Source organism: Pontimicrobium sp. SW4, assembly GCF_039954625.1.
Lineage (GTDB): Bacteria > Bacteroidota > Bacteroidia > Flavobacteriales > Flavobacteriaceae > Pontimicrobium.
The window spans coordinates 1,285,457-1,305,691 of the sequence record NZ_CP157199.1; the positions used below are offsets into that span (position 1 = coordinate 1,285,457).

At 31.0% G+C, this 20,235-nt stretch carries 24 protein-coding genes; 18 read left to right on the forward strand and 6 right to left on the reverse strand.

Translation table 11 applies throughout. The annotated features are described in order from the left end of the window. The first annotated feature begins 167 nt into the window (after nt 1-167). The 3 genes from ABGB03_RS06170 (at nt 168) to ABGB03_RS06180 (ending at nt 2,358) form a co-directional block, all read left to right on the forward strand. A complete protein-coding gene (locus tag ABGB03_RS06170) occupies nt 168-683 on the forward strand; it encodes a lipocalin family protein (RefSeq protein ID WP_347925743.1) in 516 nt (171 codons plus the stop codon). Nucleotides 684-790: 107 nt separating this feature from the next. After that, complete coding sequence (locus ABGB03_RS06175; RefSeq protein WP_347925745.1) at nt 791-1,738, forward strand: nitronate monooxygenase; 948 nt, start codon at nt 791-793, stop codon at nt 1,736-1,738. A gap of 14 nt (nt 1,739-1,752) precedes the next feature. Next, a complete protein-coding gene (locus tag ABGB03_RS06180; protein ID WP_347925747.1) occupies nt 1,753-2,358 on the forward strand; it encodes a pyridoxamine 5'-phosphate oxidase family protein in 606 nt (201 codons plus the stop codon). Nucleotides 2,359-2,394: 36 nt separating this feature from the next. On the opposite strand, the gene ABGB03_RS06185 is transcribed toward ABGB03_RS06180, so the two are convergent. Both ABGB03_RS06185 and ABGB03_RS06190 read right to left on the reverse strand, forming a co-directional pair. Further along, on the reverse strand, nt 2,395-3,255 hold the full coding sequence (locus ABGB03_RS06185; protein WP_347925748.1) for an AraC family transcriptional regulator: 861 nt from the start codon (nt 3,253-3,255) through the stop codon (nt 2,395-2,397). 91 nt (nt 3,256-3,346) lie between these two features. Next, entirely contained in the window at nt 3,347-3,685 is a 339-nt protein-coding gene (locus ABGB03_RS06190; protein WP_347925750.1) for a hypothetical protein, read from the reverse strand. A gap of 58 nt (nt 3,686-3,743) precedes the next feature. Between ABGB03_RS06190 and ABGB03_RS06195 the strand changes: the two genes are divergently transcribed. From ABGB03_RS06195 to ABGB03_RS06220, 6 genes are all read left to right on the forward strand, one after another. Continuing rightward, complete coding sequence (locus tag ABGB03_RS06195; RefSeq protein ID WP_347925752.1) at nt 3,744-4,067, forward strand: hypothetical protein; 324 nt, start codon at nt 3,744-3,746, stop codon at nt 4,065-4,067. Nucleotides 4,068-4,134: 67 nt separating this feature from the next. Then, nucleotides 4,135-5,268: a helix-turn-helix domain-containing protein gene (locus tag ABGB03_RS06200; protein ID WP_347925753.1), complete on the forward strand. Its 1,134-nt coding sequence runs from the start codon at nt 4,135-4,137 to the stop codon at nt 5,266-5,268. A gap of 110 nt (nt 5,269-5,378) precedes the next feature. Next, nucleotides 5,379-6,578, forward strand: coding sequence for a lipase family protein (locus ABGB03_RS06205; protein ID WP_347925755.1), 1,200 nt, complete (start codon nt 5,379-5,381; stop codon nt 6,576-6,578). Nucleotides 6,579-6,937: 359 nt separating this feature from the next. Continuing rightward, a complete protein-coding gene (locus tag ABGB03_RS06210) occupies nt 6,938-7,732 on the forward strand; it encodes an AraC family transcriptional regulator (protein ID WP_347925757.1) in 795 nt (264 codons plus the stop codon). A 76-nt stretch (nt 7,733-7,808) separates the two neighbouring features. After that, on the forward strand, nt 7,809-9,137 hold the full coding sequence (locus ABGB03_RS06215; RefSeq protein WP_347925758.1) for a S41 family peptidase: 1,329 nt from the start codon (nt 7,809-7,811) through the stop codon (nt 9,135-9,137). Between the two features lie 155 nt (nt 9,138-9,292). Beyond that, nucleotides 9,293-9,613, forward strand: coding sequence for a YtxH domain-containing protein (locus ABGB03_RS06220; RefSeq protein WP_347925760.1), 321 nt, complete (start codon nt 9,293-9,295; stop codon nt 9,611-9,613). Here the strand turns inward: ABGB03_RS06220 and ABGB03_RS06225 are convergent. Both ABGB03_RS06225 and ABGB03_RS06230 read right to left on the reverse strand, forming a co-directional pair. Further along, a complete protein-coding gene (locus tag ABGB03_RS06225) occupies nt 9,610-10,182 on the reverse strand; it encodes a GNAT family protein (RefSeq protein ID WP_347925761.1) in 573 nt (190 codons plus the stop codon). The genes ABGB03_RS06220 and ABGB03_RS06225 overlap by 4 nt on opposite strands. Before the next feature lie 146 nt (nt 10,183-10,328). Beyond that, the gene (locus ABGB03_RS06230) at nt 10,329-10,964 is read right to left on the reverse strand and encodes an esterase (RefSeq protein ID WP_347925763.1); all 636 of its coding nucleotides are present in this window, start codon (nt 10,962-10,964) and stop codon (nt 10,329-10,331) included. 43 nt (nt 10,965-11,007) lie between these two features. Here ABGB03_RS06230 and ABGB03_RS06235 point away from each other — a divergent pair, with 43 nt between their 5' ends. The 5 genes from ABGB03_RS06235 to ABGB03_RS06255 all read left to right on the forward strand — a co-directional run bounded on the left by ABGB03_RS06235 (nt 11,008) and on the right by ABGB03_RS06255 (nt 15,693). After that, the gene (locus tag ABGB03_RS06235; protein ID WP_347925765.1) at nt 11,008-11,433 is read left to right on the forward strand and encodes a hotdog fold thioesterase; all 426 of its coding nucleotides are present in this window, start codon (nt 11,008-11,010) and stop codon (nt 11,431-11,433) included. Between the two features lie 4 nt (nt 11,434-11,437). Further along, entirely contained in the window at nt 11,438-12,559 is a 1,122-nt protein-coding gene (locus tag ABGB03_RS06240) for a chorismate-binding protein (protein ID WP_347925767.1), read from the forward strand. Nucleotides 12,560-12,591: 32 nt separating this feature from the next. Next, the gene (gene menD, locus ABGB03_RS06245; protein ID WP_347925769.1) at nt 12,592-14,337 is read left to right on the forward strand and encodes a 2-succinyl-5-enolpyruvyl-6-hydroxy-3-cyclohexene-1-carboxylic-acid synthase; all 1,746 of its coding nucleotides are present in this window, start codon (nt 12,592-12,594) and stop codon (nt 14,335-14,337) included. Nucleotides 14,338-14,412: 75 nt separating this feature from the next. Continuing rightward, entirely contained in the window at nt 14,413-14,751 is a 339-nt protein-coding gene (locus ABGB03_RS06250) for a DUF2853 family protein (RefSeq protein ID WP_347925771.1), read from the forward strand. A gap of 105 nt (nt 14,752-14,856) precedes the next feature. Further along, complete coding sequence (locus ABGB03_RS06255) at nt 14,857-15,693, forward strand: S1-like domain-containing RNA-binding protein (RefSeq protein ID WP_347925772.1); 837 nt, start codon at nt 14,857-14,859, stop codon at nt 15,691-15,693. A gap of 4 nt (nt 15,694-15,697) precedes the next feature. On the opposite strand, the gene ABGB03_RS06260 is transcribed toward ABGB03_RS06255, so the two are convergent. Beyond that, complete coding sequence (locus tag ABGB03_RS06260; RefSeq protein WP_347925774.1) at nt 15,698-16,102, reverse strand: hypothetical protein; 405 nt, start codon at nt 16,100-16,102, stop codon at nt 15,698-15,700. Between the two features lie 93 nt (nt 16,103-16,195). Further along, the gene (locus ABGB03_RS06265; protein ID WP_347925775.1) at nt 16,196-16,621 is read right to left on the reverse strand and encodes a hypothetical protein; all 426 of its coding nucleotides are present in this window, start codon (nt 16,619-16,621) and stop codon (nt 16,196-16,198) included. Nucleotides 16,622-16,709: 88 nt separating this feature from the next. On the opposite strand from ABGB03_RS06265, the gene ABGB03_RS06270 reads away from it, so the two are divergent. The 4 genes from ABGB03_RS06270 to ABGB03_RS06285 are packed head-to-tail and all read left to right on the forward strand — an operon-like array spanning nt 16,710 to nt 20,234. Continuing rightward, on the forward strand, nt 16,710-17,549 hold the full coding sequence (locus ABGB03_RS06270; protein WP_347925777.1) for a 1,4-dihydroxy-2-naphthoyl-CoA synthase: 840 nt from the start codon (nt 16,710-16,712) through the stop codon (nt 17,547-17,549). Next, complete coding sequence (gene menA, locus ABGB03_RS06275) at nt 17,537-18,472, forward strand: 1,4-dihydroxy-2-naphthoate octaprenyltransferase (protein ID WP_347925778.1); 936 nt, start codon at nt 17,537-17,539, stop codon at nt 18,470-18,472. Before ABGB03_RS06270 ends, menA begins: the two co-directional genes overlap by 13 nt. A gap of 49 nt (nt 18,473-18,521) precedes the next feature. Then, nucleotides 18,522-19,199, forward strand: coding sequence for a metal-dependent hydrolase (locus ABGB03_RS06280; protein ID WP_347925780.1), 678 nt, complete (start codon nt 18,522-18,524; stop codon nt 19,197-19,199). Beyond that, on the forward strand, nt 19,200-20,234 hold the full coding sequence (locus ABGB03_RS06285; RefSeq protein WP_347925781.1) for an o-succinylbenzoate synthase: 1,035 nt from the start codon (nt 19,200-19,202) through the stop codon (nt 20,232-20,234). Nucleotide 20,235: the final 1 nt, after the last annotated feature.

The following is a 20,235-nucleotide window of genomic DNA, read 5'->3' on the forward strand; positions in this document are numbered from 1 at the left end:
CTGTGCTGAGCCAAGTCGAAGTATAGACTTCGAAGAAGTAAAATAAGTTATTTTAACATTTATATTTAGAAAGACGCAATCAGTAATGGTTGCGTTTTTTTATAGAGTAAAGTATGAATACTTGTAAGAAAAAGTTTATTTTTAGAGCCTAATTGCACTTTAAAATTATGAAGAAAGTTAGTCCACTACTCGTTTTAGTATCTATTATTTCTATCTATTCATGCTCTATAGAAGAAGCTCCGAGTATAAATTCTGAGTATATTTTAGGAACCTGGGTTGGTGAAGACCTAGATTATTCTGGATCTACTGTGACAGAGATTTCAGGGCAAACTGTAACAGCAGATTTCGTTGGAGAAGCATACGATTTGGATTTTACATTAACTTTTTCAGAGAACCCTAAGGAAATATCTACTAGCGGTTCATACAGTGTTGAGTTAACTACAACAATTGAAGGCCAAGTGTCAGTCACAAATGTAGAGAATATTCAATTTTTGAATGATGGGACATGGACAAAATCTGGAGATGAAGTTACTATTATTTATAATGGAAGAACATCAGTTTTTAGAATAATTGAGCTTACGGAAGATTCTTTAATTTTATCTCTTCCGACTGTTGAAGATTTATCACAGGGAGGAGCTATAATTACCACTACAATAGATATGACTATTACGTTTTCTAAATAAAAAGCCTATAAGTTTATAAACGTAATTAGTTATAATTTTTTTCTATTGACTGTATTTAATTTGCTATGCATGCATAATATTTTTATATTTGTTGAAATAAAACTCCAATGGCAGCAAAACTTACAGAACTTCTCCAAATCACCTATCCAGTTATCCAAGCCCCAATGTTTTTGGTTTCTAATACTAGAATGGTGATTGAAGCTATGAAAGGTGGTATTGCTGGTTGTATTCCTGCATTAAATTACAGAACACTAGATGAGTTAAGAGCTGCTATTAAAGAGTTAAAGGAAGCTAAACCTAAAGGAGGTTCATTTGGATTTAACTTAATTGTAAACAAATCTAATGTCAAGTATAAAGGGCAGTTAGAAGTTATATGCGAAGAAGGCTGCGATTTTATTATTACATCTTTAGGTAGCCCAGAAGAAACAATAAAACAAGCCCATAAAGCTGGGATTAAAGTGTTTTGTGACGTAGTAGATTTAAAATTTGCTAAAAAAGTTGAGGATTTAAGCGCAGATGCTATAATCGCAGTAAATAATCAAGCTGGAGGACATAGAGGAGATAAGTCTCCAGAAGAGTTAATTAAGCAGTTAGTTGCAAATTGTAATATTCCTATCATTTCAGCTGGAGGTGTTGGTTGTAAAGCAGATATTGATAAAATGCTGAGCTACGGTGCAGCTGGAGTTTCGGTTGGAAGTCCGTTTATAGCTTCTATTGAAGCTAGCGTTACTGACGAATATAAGCAAGCTTGCGTAGAATATGGTGCGGATGATATAGTAGTCACTGAGCGTATATCTGGAACACCATGTACTGTTATTAATACACCTTATGTGAAAAAAATTGGTACAAAAGCGACGTGGATAGAATCACTTTTAAACAAGAATAGAAAACTCAAAAAGTGGGTTAAAATGATTCGGTTTTCCATTGGAATGAAAGCCACTGAAAAAGCTGCTAAAAAAGTTACATATAAGACTGTTTGGGTTGCTGGGCCAAGTATAGAGTATACAAACGAGATTTTACCAACAAAAAGTATTGTTGAGCGCTTGGTTAAATAATTATTTTAGAGTTTATGGAAATACAAAATATTGATAAACTTCGAGAATTATATGAGAAACCTAAGGGAAGAGCTAAAGTTAAATCACTACCAACTTTAGAGAAACACTCAATTAACTTTATTAGTAAATCTCCTTTTTTAATAATTTCTACTTCAAGTAAACAATATAAAATGGATGCCTCCCCAAGAGGAGGAGCACCAGGGTTTGTAAAAGTAATAGATAACAATACTATTATTATTCCAGATGCTAAAGGGAATAATAGAGTTGATAGTTTATCTAATATCACTGAAACGGGTCAAATAGGTCTTCTATTCTTAATTTCTGGAGTTGATGAAACTTTACGTATTAATGGTAAGGCATTAATTTCTTCAAATAAAGATTACTTAAATTTATTTTCTTCAGAGAGAAAACGCCCAAAAGTATGCCTAGTTGTAACTGTAGAAGAAATGTTTTTGCATTGTGCAAAGGCTTTAATGCGATCTAAATTATGGTCTGAAGAAACAAAAATCAATCGTTCTGAATTACCGTCAATGGGTCAAATGATGAAAGATCAGCTTAATGATGATAAACCAGTAGAATCTCAAGAAGCTATGATTGAGCGTTATCAAAAAGATTTATAATTTAAAAGCATCAATTTAATTGATGCTTTTAAATTATTACTTTATTGGTAGATAAAATTCTGTTTTTAGCTTATTTTCTGCTACACGATCAGGATGACTTATATAGCGTTCTCGTACTGGTTCGTCTCTTAGTTCATAATTGGTATCCATTAACCATTCGTTAAAAATATAGTCATATACTTGCGAAAAGTATTTATACGACCCTTGATATAAAAACACAGCAAATTTCCCTCCGTTAAGTGTTTTAAAACCAACCTCTCCATTTGGTTTGGCATTCTTATGTATTATAAGGCAAGCATCATAACGTAGCTTGTCTTCGTCTGTTACTTTTGGGTCATCATATGGTAAGCCTATGTGTTGAATTCCTTTTGTGAACAATTTTTGAGTTTTTATTTGATTCCACAATATTTTCCACGCTTTACCATAATCTAGTGATTGGTAAGGACCTTGCATACGGTAATAGATGCAGTTTTGGTCTACAAGGTCAATAATTTTAGGCTTTTTAATGTTTAAAGTTGTTTTCATAATGTTCATTGTTTTTATTGTATATAGTTTGTCTTTTCTATAAGCAGATGGTGAAATTCCGAAATAATTTTTGAATGCTTTTGAAAGTGATGAAGTCGCTTCAAAACCAACACTAAAGGCAATTTCTTCAATACTTAATTTTGTGTAACGTATCATTTTTGCGGCAGTTTCAACCTTAACTCTGGTAATGTATGCTCCAATGGATTCACCCAAAAGAGCTCTACTAATTCTATGAAAATGAAATGGTGAAAAATTTGAAATATCAGCTAGAGTTTTTATATCTATTTTAGTATCTAAATTGTCATGGATATATTCTATAACGCGATTTAGATGTTGCTGGTAAATAATTCTATTAGAATCTTTAATTCGCATTCATTTTTAATTTATGTGACAAATGTATACTGAACTTATGGTACTAACTTTTCCAATCTTGCGAAGTTGTAATTTTAAACGTTTGGTAATATTATTTTTTAGATTTCTTTTTACCAGTAAAAATGTTTAAAGTAATACTAGCTGTTAATCCTCCAGCTGTGGTAGCAACAAGTTCACCAGTATCAAATCTGTTTCCCTTTTTGGTACTGTCGTAAATTTCTTTTGTTAATCCTGCTAAAGCAGAAGTGCCTAAACTTATCCAAAAAGCTTTCTTTTTATTTTTTGTTTTAGCGTACACAAATGTATAAGTTGCTCCAGAAATAAGTGCGCCTGTACCAAAATGGAGTTTGTCATCATCTGAGATAAATTGAGCATGACTTACGTTTGTAAATACTAAATAAATAATGAGGGAGACTATTGATGACTTCATTATGCTGTTTATATTTTATGTAATTTATGCTTTTTAATCAGATAAATTTATAATCAATATGTGGGAAGAAAAATTAAAAACTTATGATGCTTTAGTTGCAAAATGTAATCGTTTTGATAGAAAAGGGAAAACAATGCCTTATACATCTGCCAATGGTTACATGTTTTCATTGTTTAACAAAAACTGTGAAATTGGTATTAGATTTTCAAAAGAAGTGCAAGAGAAATACATAAAAGAGTTTAATTCAAGTATTTATAAGTCGTATGGAGCAGTCATGAAAGGTTATGTACTTATACCAGAAACTATGGTTAAGGATTTAGATAAGGTTGCTAAGTATTTAGATGAGAGCTATGATTATGTAATGAGCCTTGAACCTAAATAGTTTTGATGATTTACTTATAAGATTGTAAGAATAGCAAACGATTTTATATATTTAAAGCTGTTATCATATGGAAATAGCTAAAACACTTTACTTTTTTGCAGGAATACAGGGCATTATATTAAGCTTAATTCTTCTTTTCTCAAAAAAGCATGGTAAGACAAAGGCAAATAAGTTTTTAGCTGTATTCCTTTTTTTATTCTCCTTTAATATCTTAAGAAATTATTTTTCTGGCTATCATTTTAACTCAGTAAAGAACTACCCAATTATTTATTTAACTACTTGGAGCTTTGTTAGTTTCTTTGGGCCTTTTTTTTATTTGTATGTAAAGTCTTTAGCTGGTCTTGATATACATTTAAGCAAAACAATTAAAAAACATTTTATCATTCCAATAATATATTTCTTTTTTTTGTTTTATGCAGGTATAAAAGGAATAGTAACAGATGAACAGGCTAGTAAACTCTTTATAGAACGATATATATATTTAGCATTTCAAGTTTTTATTGTTTTTCAACTTTTAGCTTATTTAATCTTGTCATTAAGGATAATTTGGAAATATCATAAAAGGCTACACAATCAATTCTCTAATATTGATAAATTAAAACTGAACTGGTTATTTCAATTCACTCTAGGTTTATTAATTATATATATCCTTTGGATTGCTCTTATGGGAGGAGATCTTCTTATATTCAAGGAAAACATAGCTATTTCTGATTATGTCATTAATTTATTTTGGGCTATTTCCGCTATTTATGTGTATTGGATTGGTTACTATGCTTTACTAAAACCTGAAATTTTTATTAAGCTAAATAGCTCCAGATTAAAGACAAACTCCTCGAATATTCTTTTAAATGACCAAGAGATCAAAGAGTATAAACTTAAACTAATAGAACTTTTAGAAAAAGAAAAGGTTTTTTTAAATGGATCACTTACTGTTAATCAGCTAGCAAAAAAATTAAAAACAAGCTCAAAAATCACTTCGCAAGTAATCAATATCGGGTTTGAAAAGACTTTTTATGATCTTATAAATTATTATAGGATAGAAGAGGTAAAACTCAATTTACTGGATGCTAGTTATGCTAATTATACCTTAGAAGCGATTGCATTAAGTTCAGGTTTTAAATCCTCAACTACTTTTAATAGGTTGTTTAAATCTTATACCAAGCAAACACCTAACCAGTATAGAAACACTCATTTAAAATAGACCATATTTATTGTGCCCAATACCTAGATTGGGCAATACAACCTTTGTTTTTATGCCTTTTCTGGCCATACTTTTGAATCATAATTATTAATCATTTAAAAAATATAATCATGAATTTCAAATACTTACTATTACTATTTGTACTTACTTTTACTGGATGTTCCGCGGACCAAAACGACGATAATATTATTGTTCTTTCGCAAAATCGAGGTGATATTGTTAGTGTTACTAAAATTGGCGCTTATACTCCAGATCAAATTAAACAAGTCATGCAGTCCCAAGGGTATGATATATCTATTTTAGATCATCTTACTTATTCTGTAGAGTTCAACAAAGTTGTTTATTTAACTACCAATCAAAATGGTGATTTGGTTGAAGTATCTGGGACTGTATTGATTCCACAAACTCAGGAAGCATTTCCTCTTTTCAGTATTCAACATGGCGTTGAATTTCACCGTAATAATGTAACTTCAGTTAGAGGTGCAGATATTGGAGAAGGCTTAGTAGGTTTAGTTATGGCTTCTTTAGGGTTTGCCACAACCATACCTGATTATTTAGGTTATGGAGAATCGACAGTTATACATCCCTACATTCATGCTAAATTAACAGCAACCACCACAATAGATTTAATTAGGGCTGCAAAGAAACACCTATCATCGACTAATGTTTCTTTAAATAATCAACTGTTTTTATATGGTTATTCAGAAGGAGGCTATGCAACTCTAGCTACACAAAAGGAAATAGAACAAAACTATTCCGATGAATTTTCTATTACTGCAGCAGCAGCAGCAGCTGGACCGTATGATATACTAGAATCTGTTAAAAGAGAATTTGAAAATAAAGATTATCCTTATATGCCTAATATCGCTTTACTTTTTACAGCATATAATGAATATTATGAATGGAATAAACTTGATGAGATTTTTAATGCTCCTTATGCACAAAAAATGACTTCGCTATTTAGTGGGAATTGGTCAAATCAAGAAATTGAAAACCAACTTCCTTCCTCTTTTGAAGAACTCATGAAGCCTTCGTTTGTTGAAAGTGTTCTTAATGGGAGTGCTACTGATGTTATAAGTGCATTTACAGAAAACACATTGTTGGACTGGACTCCAAGATCTCCAATTCGTTTTTATCATGGAGATGAAGATCAAATTGTTCCTTATCATAATGCGTTAACAGCTTATGAAAACTTAACCTCTGCAGGAGGGGAAGTAGAATTAATTACTCTTAATGGTAAAAATCACGGGAATGCTAATGTATTCTCAATTATTGGTGCTATGGAGTGGTTTTATCAATTAAAACAATAAGGTTTGTTTAAAAGAAGAATCTAATGCTCTTTATTAGATTCTTCTTTATTTGAATTAACTCCTTTAAACTTTTAGTTAATACCAATAATCATGCTTGACAATTTAGATAATCTCATAAAACATTTTAGCGAGCCTTAAGTCTAAGTAATTTTATAATTTGTATATGAAATTGTATGAATTATAAAATATTTGGTTGACTTTCGGAGTTTAAAATGTAACAAGGTAACAGAAAGTAATAATTATAATTGTTATAAATTTCATAGATCTAAAAAGAGATTTTAATATGCTTAGTGTAACAATATGTGTTATATCTTGATTTATGATTTACTATTTTGATGTAGTTAAATATGTGATTCTTAATGAAAATTTTAAATATAGGGGAATATACAGGTGAGATAATACATAGACTTAATGTAGAGGGGAGTATTATTACAAATACACATTATTCAATAAAAGAGAATAATAATGATTGGCATTATCATGAAAATCTGCACATTTGTTATGTTTATGAAGGAGGAAGGGCAGATACATTAAAGGAATCTCAATACACTCAAAAAGGAGGTTCAATATTTTTTTACCATTCTGGTGAAAAGCACCGTTGGACACCCTCAAGTATTATTTCTAAGAGTGCTAATATTGAAGTTAGCAGTAAGTTTTTAGATAAATATGAACGATCGGAGGATGATATTAAGAATGCCTTAAATCAAAATATAGCGGCAAAAACACTAATATTAAAAATGCAACATGAAATGCTTTTGAATGATATTAGTAGCAGTAATTCTGTCCATACATTGTTATTAGAGTTAGTTAATGACTCAAAGAAGATTGAGTTTAGTGCCATGCCAAATTGGGTAATTCGTTTAACTGAGTTGCTACATGAAGATTGGAATGAGCCAACATCCTTATCTTATTTGGCACTTAATGTTGGGGTTCATCCTGTTACAATTTCAAAAAATTTCAGAAAATACTTTTCTTGTACATTAGGTGAGTACCAAAGAAGAATACGTATTGAAAAGAGTATTGAACTAATTAAAAATAGTAATATATCACTATCCGAAATTGCTCATTTATGTGGGTTTGCAGACCAAAGTCATTTTATTAGGAATTTTAAGCAATTAACAGGTTTCTTACCTAAGCATTTTCAAAAGTTTTAATTAGTAGTGGCTAATTTCGTTCTATTTTTTAATGATTGACATGTTTAGCTTTGCCATATAATTATATAATCAAAAAATGGTAAAAGAAAATCTAAGACAGGCATTGTTATTTGTTATAACGCTTTTTATTAGTACTAATTTAATTGCTCAGAAAAAAACTCAAGAAGAGGTTAATCAACAAGAATTAAATGTATTAATAGATTCAATATCTCAGTTAGTTAAAAAGTATTACATAACACTAGAAGATGGTAATAAGATGAGTGAGCTATTACTTTCTAAAAACAAAAACAAAGAATACAACAATTTGATTAAGCCTTATGAGTTAGCCACTCAGTTAACTACGGATTTACAATCAATAAATGGGGATTTACATATGAATGTAAGTTTTACACCACCAAATATTTCTCCAGATATTAAAACTCGCCCACTACGTGTTGATGAAAAAGGAATGTGGAGCAATTACGGGTTTCAAGAAGTTAAAGTATTAGATGGAAATATTGGTTATCTAAAAGTATCTCATTTTACAAAATGGGAACATTTTGATGAAGCCAAAAAGGTTGTTACCAAATCGTTCAATTTTTTAAGCAACACAGATGCCCTTATTATAGATGTTAGAAATAACGGAGGAGGATTTGAAGCAATAGTTGCGTATGTAATTAGTTACTTATTTGATGAAGAACCAATCCATTTGTCAGATTATTATGAAAGGCATAATAATGCAAGGTATGGAATTTGGACTACAAAAGATATCCCTGGCAAAAAAATGCCTAATGTCCCTGTTTATGTTTTAGTAAATGATCGAACTGGTTCAGCTGCAGAATCTTTAGCTTATATGCTCAAACATTTGGATAGAGCAATAATAATAGGAGAAGTGACTAGAGGAGCTGGAAATGGTGCAATGAAGCATAAGTTATCAGAAAGATTTTCGGTTACTATTGCAAGTGAAGAAACTATAAATACTATTACTAAAACAAGTTTCGAGCAAGTTGGTGTAATTCCGAATATAAAATCGTCTAGTGATAATTCATTTTCTGTCGCATATAAGTTAGCTTTAGATTATTTGGCAAAGAATAATTTTAAGAATGTGCATCCATCTAATTATAGTAATATTAAAAACTTTATTCCTCAAGAAAAAGTGTCTAATGATACTGATATAGAATCATATGAAAAGTATGTCGGGACTTATAAAAGTCTTAGTATTGAAATTAAAATATTCCTCAATGGAAAAACTCTTTTTGCTCAGATGAAAGGAAATGGAAGCAAATTTAAATTAATCCCAAATGGCGATAATACTTTTATAGTTGCTGATATTAAAGAACGTGTAGAGTTTGTAATGAATAACAACAATGAGGTTGTGAAACTTATAGGTATTGATTCTCCAATGGATTTAAATAAAGTAAAATAGGGTTATTAGTTTCAATTGTGAAAATTACAATGCAACTAGTATGTTTTTAGTTATTGGCGCTATGAATTAATTTATAAGTAATGCTAGGATGGTCTTAGGCTGTAACAATTCACTAAGATATAAGACCTATAGATAAGTTTAATTAAAAGAAAATCATGATACATAAAGGAGCTATAGTGTTAGGTGTACTAATTGGAGCAGCAGCAGGTGTTTTATTGGCACCAGAAAAAGGAAGTATTACAAGAGACAATCTTAAAAGAGAAGCAAAGGATATAAAAGAGAAATTATCTAAAGATTTTACAGAGGTTAAAGACGATTTATCTAAAACAGCAAAATCTGGTAAGGAAACCTTTAAAAAAGAATTTAAAGTTGTTAAATCTAAAGCAAGTTATAAAACAGAACAAGCCATTACATTTTTAGAAAAACAGTTAGCAATTTTAAAGGAAAAGAATAAATCGTTTCAAGGTACTAGTTAGAATCTTTTAAAAATTGAAACTTTGATCTCAGGCCATTCATCTTTTAAAATGCCATAACAGCATGTACTACGTTTATAACCGTCTTGCATTAACGTGTCTTTACGTAGGATACCCTCGAGTTTTGCATTAAGTTTTTCAACTGCTTTTCGTGAGGCCACGTTGCGCTCATCAATTCTAAATTCTACTTTATCAAATTCAAGTGTTTCAAATGCGTATTGCAGCATTAAAAACTTCATATGGGTATTTAACCCTGTGCCTTGAAATTGCTTCCCTACCCATGTCCAACCAATATGTAGCACCTTATTTTTCCAATTAATAAGCCCAAAACGTGTACTTCCAGCATAAGTTTGAGTTTGTTTATCATAAATAATAAATGGAATAATAGTTTTATGATAATAACCATCTACTGCAACTTGTACGTAGGCTTTTAATTTTTCAGGAGTCGAAATATCGCTTGGCGAATATTGTATTAAGTTGTCTTGACTAGCAATCTCAATGAGATTTTTATAATTGCTTAAATCTAATAGCGAAAGTTTAACTCGCTCGTTTTCTAATGTTGGTGCTTTCATAATAATATCTTATAGTCATTGTGATATCAATTATTTATTATTGATAATGACAATTTGTTTATGTTTTTGTCATTCCTGCGAAGGCAGGAATCCATTTAAAAACGCATATTTAGCTAGTAGATTCCTGCCTTCGCAAGAATGACAGACTAAACTAGTTTGTTAATCAATTCTACATTAACTATATGCTTTCCTTCAAAGGGAATAATAGTTACTCTATTTCCAAACAATTCCAAGGCTCTTTCTTTTTCTAAAATCATTCGGTCTTCGTTCAAGTATTCATCATTAGTACCATAAATAAGTGTTATTTGGGCGTTTAAAAATTCAAAATCGTTTTCAACTAACTCTTTTGGGATTCCTCCAGACATTATTACTAATTGACTACATTGTAATTGTCTTGTCGCTAGATATCGCATTGCAACACTAACGCCTTGCGAATACCCAACGACAATAAGGTTTTTATCTTTCGGAATGTTTTCAACTTCAAAGACTGCATCAAAATAATGCATCACATTGTTAGTTTCTTTTAAGGTGTTCTCTTTGGTAAGCCAACTAGCTCCAACATGTTTAAAAGCAGGTTGTATATAATACTTGCTTTGTGCTTGAGGAGCAATGATATAATTCTCTTTAGGATTTAATTCTTTAAAGTATTTTAAAAAGTATCTACTTAAATAGCCCATACCGTGACAAACAAACCAAACATTTTTTGTTTTAGAAGTAAGCTTATTTAAAGTTGAATACGAGTTAGTAGTTTTATACGATATTTCTTTTTCAACCGAATTCATTTGTGGTGTTGGTTTTGTACATTTACAAATCTAAATCAAATGTATGCATTTTAATAAAGAAGAAGTAATTGCAAGAGCAAATGCTACAAGTAAAAATACTTTAATGGAAACATTAGGGATTGAGATTTGTGATGTTGGTGAAGACTTTCTTGTAGCAAAAATGCCAGTGAACCCTAGAGTACACCAGCCAGCTGGTGTACTACATGGAGGAGCTATAGTAGCTTTAGCCGAAAGCGTTGGAAGTTTTGCAGCGCATATTTTTATTGATACCGACAAGTATTATGTAAGAGGTATAGAGATTGCCGCAAATCATTTTAAAAGTATAGCAGAGGGAACTATTTATGCTAAAGCAATATTTGTTCATAGAGGACGAACTACACAGCACTTTGATATTAAAGTGACTGATGATGATAATCAATTAATTTCGTCTTGTAAATTAACAACAATCACACTTCCAAAATCTAAATAGTTTGATGACCTCAAAGGATTTTTTCGGTTATATTTCAGAGCATTATAGTAAAGGTCTACCATTTGTAGCCTATAGTAAGCCAAATACGTTTGAGATTAAAGCTGTGTTACAAAAAGATAGTACACTCTATAAAATTGAAGATTTTAATGAAACTGGTTTTGTATTTGCACCTTTTGATATTCGAAAAGATGCCATTTTGATGCCATACAGCAAATCTAGAATGCTTTTAACCTTGGAGGACGTTCCTGTTGAAAAAGAAGAAGCGTTGCCATTTGATATTGATAACGACCAATTACATCACGTGCATTTAGTAGAAAAAGGAATAGAGTCAATCCAAAAGGGAAACCTCGAAAAAGTGGTGCTTTCACGAAAGGAAACTTTACAATTAGACAAGCCTTTAGATCCATTAAAAGTTTTTAAAACCCTTTTAAATAATTATAACTCTGCTTTCGTATACTGTTGGTACCATCCTAATGTAGGCCTGTGGTTAGGTGCAACTCCAGAAACATTGTTGAGTATAGAACGTAACAGATTTTCCACTATGGCTTTAGCTGGAACTCAAGATTATTTTGGAACTCTTGAAGTAGATTGGGATTCTAAAGAAATTAATGAGCAAAAATTGGTGTCAGACTACGTTGTGAAAGTATTAAATGGGCACGTTAAAAATATTGAAGCATCAGAAGTTCAAACCGTTAAAGCTGGAAGGTTGTTACATTTACGAACAGATATCACAGGAGAACTGATAGACCATTCTAAAAGTATTCAAAAACTTATTTTAAAATTACATCCAACACCAGCAGTTTGTGGCTTACCAAAAATTGATGCGATGCAGTTTATTCTTGATAATGAACATTACAATCGTGAGTTTTACTCAGGTTTTTTGGGAGAACTAAACAAAGAAACTAAAGTGCAGCCACGTTCAGGGCGTAGAAATATTGAAAATGCTGCCTATGCATTCAATAAACGTTCAACCAATTTGTTTGTTAATTTAAGATGTATGCAACTACAAGATTCTAAGGCTATATTGTATGTTGGAGGAGGCGTTACTAAAAATTCAAATCCTGAAAAAGAATGGCTTGAAACTGTTAATAAAACTAATACGATTAAAAAGGTTATTGTTTCATAAACTTAAGTATTATAAATAACTTTGTGCACTGAATGAAACTACCAAAAATCCCTTTAGCACAAACCATTATTCAGCTATGCAAAGCTAAAAAAGTAAAGCATATTGTTATTTCTCCAGGAAGCCGAAATGCACCACTAACTATTGGTTTTTCTAATCATGAGTATTTTACTTGTTATAGTATTGTTGATGAGCGCTGTGCTGCTTTTTTTGCATTAGGAATTGCACAGCAATTACGAGAACCTGTGGTAGTAGTATGTACTTCAGGGAGTGCTTTATTGAATTATTATCCAGCTGTAGCTGAAGCCTACTATAGTAACATTCCATTAGTAGTAATTTCGGCAGATAGACCAAAACATTTAGTAGGTATTGGTGATGGACAAACCATTAATCAAAAAGGAGTTTACCATAATCATATTTTTTATGAAGCTAATCTTAAAGAAGATATTGTTGCAGATAATAATAGCCCAATAAATGAGCCAACGATTATCAAAACTCTCGAAAATAAAGTAGAACGATTCCTTGAGCTTCAAAAAAATATTGAAGAGTTTAATACTGCTGAAATTAATAAAGCAATTAATTCTTCTATTTTAAACAGAGGACCTGTACATATTAATGTGCCTTTTAATGAGCCGTTATACGATATGGTTGATGAGTTTTCTGTTGCTACTGAAGCTACTTTGCCAAATCCTGTTAGCTATCAAGAAGACCTCTCCAATTATATTGATTCATGGAATAAAGCATCAAAAAAAATGGTACTTGTAGGTGTTAATGCCCCAAATGCTGTTGACAAGAATATTTTGGAGCTTTTAGCCAATGATGATAGTACTATTGTATTTACTGAATCAACATCAAATTTGCATCATGATGAGTTTTTTCCAAGCATTGATAAGATAATTGCGCCTCTTAAGGATGTTGATTTTGAAAAATTACAACCAGAAATATTGTTGACTTTTGGAGGTTTAATAGTGTCAAAAAAAGTAAAAGCTTTCCTTAGAAAATACCAACCAAAGCAACATTGGCATATAGATAATGTAACAGCAAATGATACATTTTTTAGTTTAAGTAAACACTTTGAATATTCTGTAAATCAGTTTTTTAAGCAATTTTTAATTGATTCGAAAAGTATTAAGAGCGCATACAAGCCATATTGGAGTAAGGTGAAATCACATAGGCAAGTTGAGCATGAAAAGTACCTTGAAAATTGTGAGTATTCTGATTTAAAAGTTTTTGAAAAAGTACTACAGTCTCTTCCAAATCATGGAATTGTGCATTCTGGAAATAGTTCAGCTATTAGATATATGCAACTTTTTAATATTAATAAGAGTTTACAAATCTACTGTAATAGAGGAACTAGTGGAATAGATGGTAGTACTAGTACAGCTATTGGCTGTGCTGCAGTTAATGATAAGCAAACTATTTTAATTACTGGCGATTTAAGCTTTTTTTACGATAGTAACGCTTTGTGGAATAATTATGTACCTAATAATTTTAGAATTATTCTTATTAATAATGGAGGAGGAGGTATTTTTAGAATACTTCCTGGGCACAAAAACACAGATAATTTTGATACTTTTTTCGAAACTAAACACAATTTAAATGCAAAACAATTGTGTATGATGTATAATATAACCTATCAAGCATCCGACAGTATTGCTAATCTTGAAAGTAAACTACAAGACTTTTATAATGAAGATAACTCTCCAAAACTGTTAGAAATTTTCACTCCTAGAATGGTTAATGACCAAGTTTTATTAGATTATTTTAAAGCTATTGTATAATTTTTTAGTGACTTTTTTTGTATTTTAGTGTCACATTGGTAGTTAGTAGAATTAATTTAAAAAAATAACGTAATTATGAGTAAAAGAGACGAGCTTATTGCAAAGTACGCAGCAGATTTAAAAGACAAATGTGGTATGAAACCAGACATGGATTTATTAACCAAAGTAACTATTGGTTGTGGGCCATCTATTTATAATGCTGATGCAGCAACGGTATCTGGATCTGATGCATCAGAGTTAGCAACAGTAAAAAACAACTTTTTGATTAAAAAACTGGGCTTAAAGGACGGAGCTGATTTAGATAAAGCTATAGATAAAGTAATGGACACTTATGGACGTTCAAACAGAAATAAATATAGAGCAGTAGTTTACTATATGTTAACAAAACATTTCGGTAAGGAATCTGCTTATTAATAAAAATAATAGCTTATTAAATATGAGCTTAACCATTATTAAAAGTGTCGCGATTAGTTGTGGCGCTTTTTTTATTACTGCTATTAATATCCTTACATTTGCACTATGATAAATATTGGAGAATATAACACATTAACTATACTTAGAGAAAAAGAACCTGGGCTATTTTTAAGCGATGAAGAAGGTGATGAAGTTCTTTTGCCTAATAGATATGTCCCTAAAGAATTTAAAATTTGGGATAAACTTGAAGTTTTTGTATATCTAGATAATGATGAACGATTAGTAGCTGTTACCGACAGACCATATATTACCAAGGGTGATTTTGCTCTTTTGCGTTGCAACGATGTTACTAATCATGGTGCTTTTTTAGATTGGGGAATGGTAAAGGAGTTATTTTGCCCATTCAAAGAACAAGCATTTAAAATGAAAAAAGGTGGTTGGTATTTGGTACATTGTTATTTAGACGAAGAAACTAATAGATTAGTAGCTTCAAGCAAAACAAACCACTTTTTAGATAATAAAGAGTTAACCGTTAACCAATTTGATGAAGTAGATTTAATTGTATCGCATCCTTCAGAAATTGGTATGAATGTGATAGTTAATAAAAAACATCTTGGATTAATATTTAATGATGATATTTTTAAAGATTTAAGTGTTGGTGATAGATTAAAGGGCATTGTTAAAAAAGTCCGTCCCGATAACAAATTAGATATTTCGTTAGGGCAAATTGGTTATAGAAATATAGAGCCTAATGCTGAGTTAATTTTGAGTGAATTGAGTGATAATAGTGGTTATTTAAACCTAACAGATAAATCTTCACCTGAAGATATTAAAGAAGTTTTACAAATGAGCAAAAAGAACTTTAAAAAAGCAGTTGGAACACTATATAAGCAACGACTTATCACTATTGAAGATAAAGGTATAAGGTTAGTTGAAAATTAAAGCTTTATTCTATTTCTTTTTTAATCCAATCTATTGCTGAATCTAAATTATTAAAAAACTTCCCTTTAAACTTTAGAAGTTGTTTTTCTAATTCGAAATTCTTTAAAGAAAGATCTGTATAAGCTACGACTGCATTAGCAACTACAGATTTAAATTTATGAGCAATAGGAATAAGCTCAAAAACATTTACAGAATATGGATACAATCTATGACTAACTATCCCGAAAGGCTTTTCTAAGCCATAGCAATCCATACATAAATCAAAAACTTTTATAAATTCTTTTTCACCCATTACAATTCCTTCATAAATTTCTGTAATCAAAAAATTATCAAAAAAATATAAATTACCAAATTTTGTTTCCACTATAGAAATAGCTTCTTTGCCCAAAGGAGTTTCCTTAATGTTCATTTAAGAGAGATTTTTAAACAGCTACAAGTTAAAAAAAATAAATAATTAAGAGAATGATTTTTAATAAAACCCTTTCGATATATTATGTTTTACTTAGTTTTTTGAATGTTTTTTAACTTTGTTTACTTGTTTTAAAATCCACTCTTTGGCATCTATTAAATTTTCAAACGAAGTTCCTTTAAACTTTAAAAGGCGTTTTTCCAACTCATAACTCCTTAAGGCTAAGTTACTTTTAGTAACCACTACGTTTGCAATACAGTAACCAAATTCATCCATAAGTGATAAAACATCCATTGGATTTATATCGTAAGAATTTACATTAAAATTAATAAAGCCATATGGTTTATTGCTACCATAATGTTTGTTTATTAAATTAATAACTTCAATTAAATCGTACTTATTTATGCTTTTATTATTGTGTATTTGCGAAATAAGGTAATCATCAAAAAAATAAAGGTCTCCTTTTTTTAATTCATACACATAGTTCGCCTTGCTCAAACTGGCGTTTGTGTTTTTCATTGGTTGGTAATAACAATTGACATTCAAATATAAAAAATAATTGTGTACATTTTAAAATATGTATTTTTGCAGCATAAAAAATTGTGAAATGGCTACAATTGAATGGAAAACCGTTAAAGTATACGAGGATATTACTTACAAGAAAAGTAATGGCGTTGCTAGAATTGCTTTTAATAGACCAAACGTGAGAAATGCTTTTCGCCCAAAAACGACTAGTGAGTTATACGATGCTTTTTATGATGCAAACGAAGATGTAAACATTGGAGTAGTATTATTAAGTGCCGAAGGTCCATCAACCAAAGATGGTGTATATTCTTTTTGCTCTGGTGGAGATCAAAAAGCAAGAGGATATCAAGGATATGTTGGTGAAGATGGTTACCATCGTTTAAATATTCTGGAAGTACAGCGATTAATTCGCTTTATGCCTAAGGCTGTTATTGCTGTAGTACCTGGTTGGGCAGTTGGTGGCGGACATAGTTTACACGTTGTTTGCGATTTAACACTAGCGAGTAAAGAGCATGCTATTTTTAAGCAAACGGATGCAGATGTTACAAGTTTTGATGGGGGTTATGGTTCTGCATATTTAGCAAAAATGGTTGGACAGAAAAAAGCGCGTGAAATTTTCTTTTTAGGTAGAAATTATTCTGCACAAGAAGCTTTTGAAATGGGAATGGTAAACGCAGTAATTCCTCATGAAAAATTAGAAGATACAGCGTATGAATGGGCTCAAGAAATTTTAGGAAAATCTCCAACATCTATAAAAATGCTAAAGTTTGCCATGAATCTAACAGATGATGGGATGGTTGGTCAACAAGTATTCGCAGGAGAAGCAACGCGATTAGCATACATGACAGACGAAGCTATAGAAGGAAGAAATGCGTTTTTAGAAAAGCGTAAGCCAAATTTTAATAAAAAATGGATACCGTAATTGTTGACTTAATGGAGAGAATTAAACTATGGATTTCGGCCTTTAGATTGAGAACCTTGCCGCTTTCAGTATCTGGAATTATTATTGGTGCCTGTTTTGCTTATTATAATGGGTTTTTTAATAGTACTATTTTTATTTTAACCCTATTAGCCACAATTAGCTTACAAGTGTTATCTAACTTAGCTAACGATTATGGTGATGGAGTTAAAGGAACAGATAGCGATGATCGCATTGGGCCAGAACGTGCTATACAAAGCGGTAAAATAACTCCAGATGAAATGTTTTCCGCAATTAGAATTAATATTCTTATAGTTATATTATTTGTTTTTTTAATTGTTTATACTTCTTTTGGATCCCAACATTTTTTATATGCAATGCTCTTTTTTGCATTAGGAATTATAAGTGTTTTTGCTGCGATTAAGTATACTATTGGTGATTCAGCTTATGGTTATCGTGGTTTAGGAGATGTTATGGTGTTCATTTTTTTCGGACTTTTAAGTGTAATTGGCACTTATTTTTTATACGCGAAGCAATTAGATCATATGTTATTTTTACCTGCTTGCGCCATTGGTTTATTAAGCACTGGTGTTTTAAACCTTAATAACATGCGCGATATTGAGTCTGATATTTCTGCCAATAAAATTACAGTAGCTGTAAAATTAGGATTAAAAAAAGCTAAAGTATACCACACTATTTTAGTAGTTGGTGCAATTGCTTTGAGTCTATTATTTGGTATTCTATATTACCGCTCAATCACTAATTTTATATTTGTGATAGCTTATATTCCTTTAATCATACATCTAACAGTTGTATTAAAAGCAAAAGAACCTAAATCACTAGACCCTCAATTAAAGGTGTTGGCATTATCTACATTTTTGTTAGCAATCTTGTTAGGAATTGGTCAAATACTTCATATTATTTAAAGAGTTTTTTTTGTATTTTAATTTTAGGCAATCATAATATATTTTATTCATGAAAATCACTTTTTTAGGACACGCAAGTTTACAAATTAGCATAGGAGATGTTTCTATTTTAGTAGATCCATTTATATCAGGAAACCCAAAAGCATCACATATAGATATTGATGCTTTAGAAGCAGATTATATCCTGCTAACGCATGCACACCAAGACCATATTTTAGATGTAGAAGCCATTGCAAAACGTACTGAAGCTGTGATAGTTTCTAATTATGAAATTGTCACACATTATCAAAACAAAGGGTTTGATGGTCACCCAATGAATCATGGAGGTAATTGGGATTTTGAGTTTGGTAGAGTTAAATATGTAAACGCCATTCACACATCGTCTTTTCCTGATGGCAGTTATGGCGGACAACCTGGAGGTTTTGTAATAGAAGGAGAGCATAAAAACATTTATATAGCAGGTGATACAGCATTGACTTACGATATGAAGTTAATCCCATTACAAACTAAATTGGACCTTGCTATTTTTCCTATAGGAGATAATTTTACCATGGGAATAGATGATGCACTTATTGCTGCAGATTTTGTAGAATGCGATAAAATACTGGGTTATCATTTTGATACATTCGGATATATTGAAATAGACCATACTATTGCAAAACGCACTTTTTTTGAAAGTGATAAAGATTTAATGCTTCTGGAAATAGGCGAATCTATAGAGCTCTAAATGAAAGCATCTTACAAAAAGTTTATATTAGATTTCAAGCGACCTAGCGGTACTTCGCGTGGGGTATTAATACAAAAAGAAACATGGTTCATTCTGTTGAAAAGAGATGGAAAAACTGGGATAGGTGAATGTGGTATTTTAAGGGGTTTAAGTATCGATGACAGACCAGATTATGAAGATATTATAAAATGGACTTGTGTAAATATTCATCTTGGGCAAGAAGTGTTGTTAGGGGAGCTTATAGCGTTTCCCTCAATTCAATTTGGATTAGAAACTGCTTTTCGTTCTTTGGAAAGCGAAGATGAATTCGCTTTATTTCCTTCAGCATTTACTAGAGGAGAAGATACTATTCCTATTAATGGTTTGGTATGGATGGGAGACAAGACATTTATGAACCAGCAAATTAAAGATAAGATTCAGCAAGGTTTTAAATGCATTAAGCTAAAAATTGGTGCTATTGATTTTAAAACAGAAGTTGAGTTAATAAAATCTATACGAAAAGAATTTTCAGTAAACGATATTGAACTTCGCGTTGATGCAAACGGTGCTTTTTCACCTGTAGACGCTTTAGAAAAGCTTAAAATGCTTTCACAATTCGAATTACACTCTATTGAACAACCTATAAAGCAAGGTCAGTTTGAAGCTATGGCAAAATTATGCGAAAGCACACCTTTACCAATTGCATTAGATGAGGAATTAATAGGAGTGTTTTCGGTAATAAAGAGAGAAGAATTGCTACAAATTATAAACCCGCAATACATTATTTTAAAACCAAGTTTAGTAGGAGGATTTAAAAGTAGTAAGGAATGGTTGACACTTGCGAAAAAACAAAATATTGGTTGGTGGATTACAAGTGCTTTAGAAAGTAATATTGGTTTAAATGCCATTGCGCAATGGACGTATAGTTTAAACACAAAGATGTACCAAGGCTTAGGTACAGGAAGTTTGTTTACTAATAATTTTGATTCGCCATTAATGGTAAAAAATGGTACATTGCAATACGAACAAAATAGACATTGGAACGTAAACCTATAGA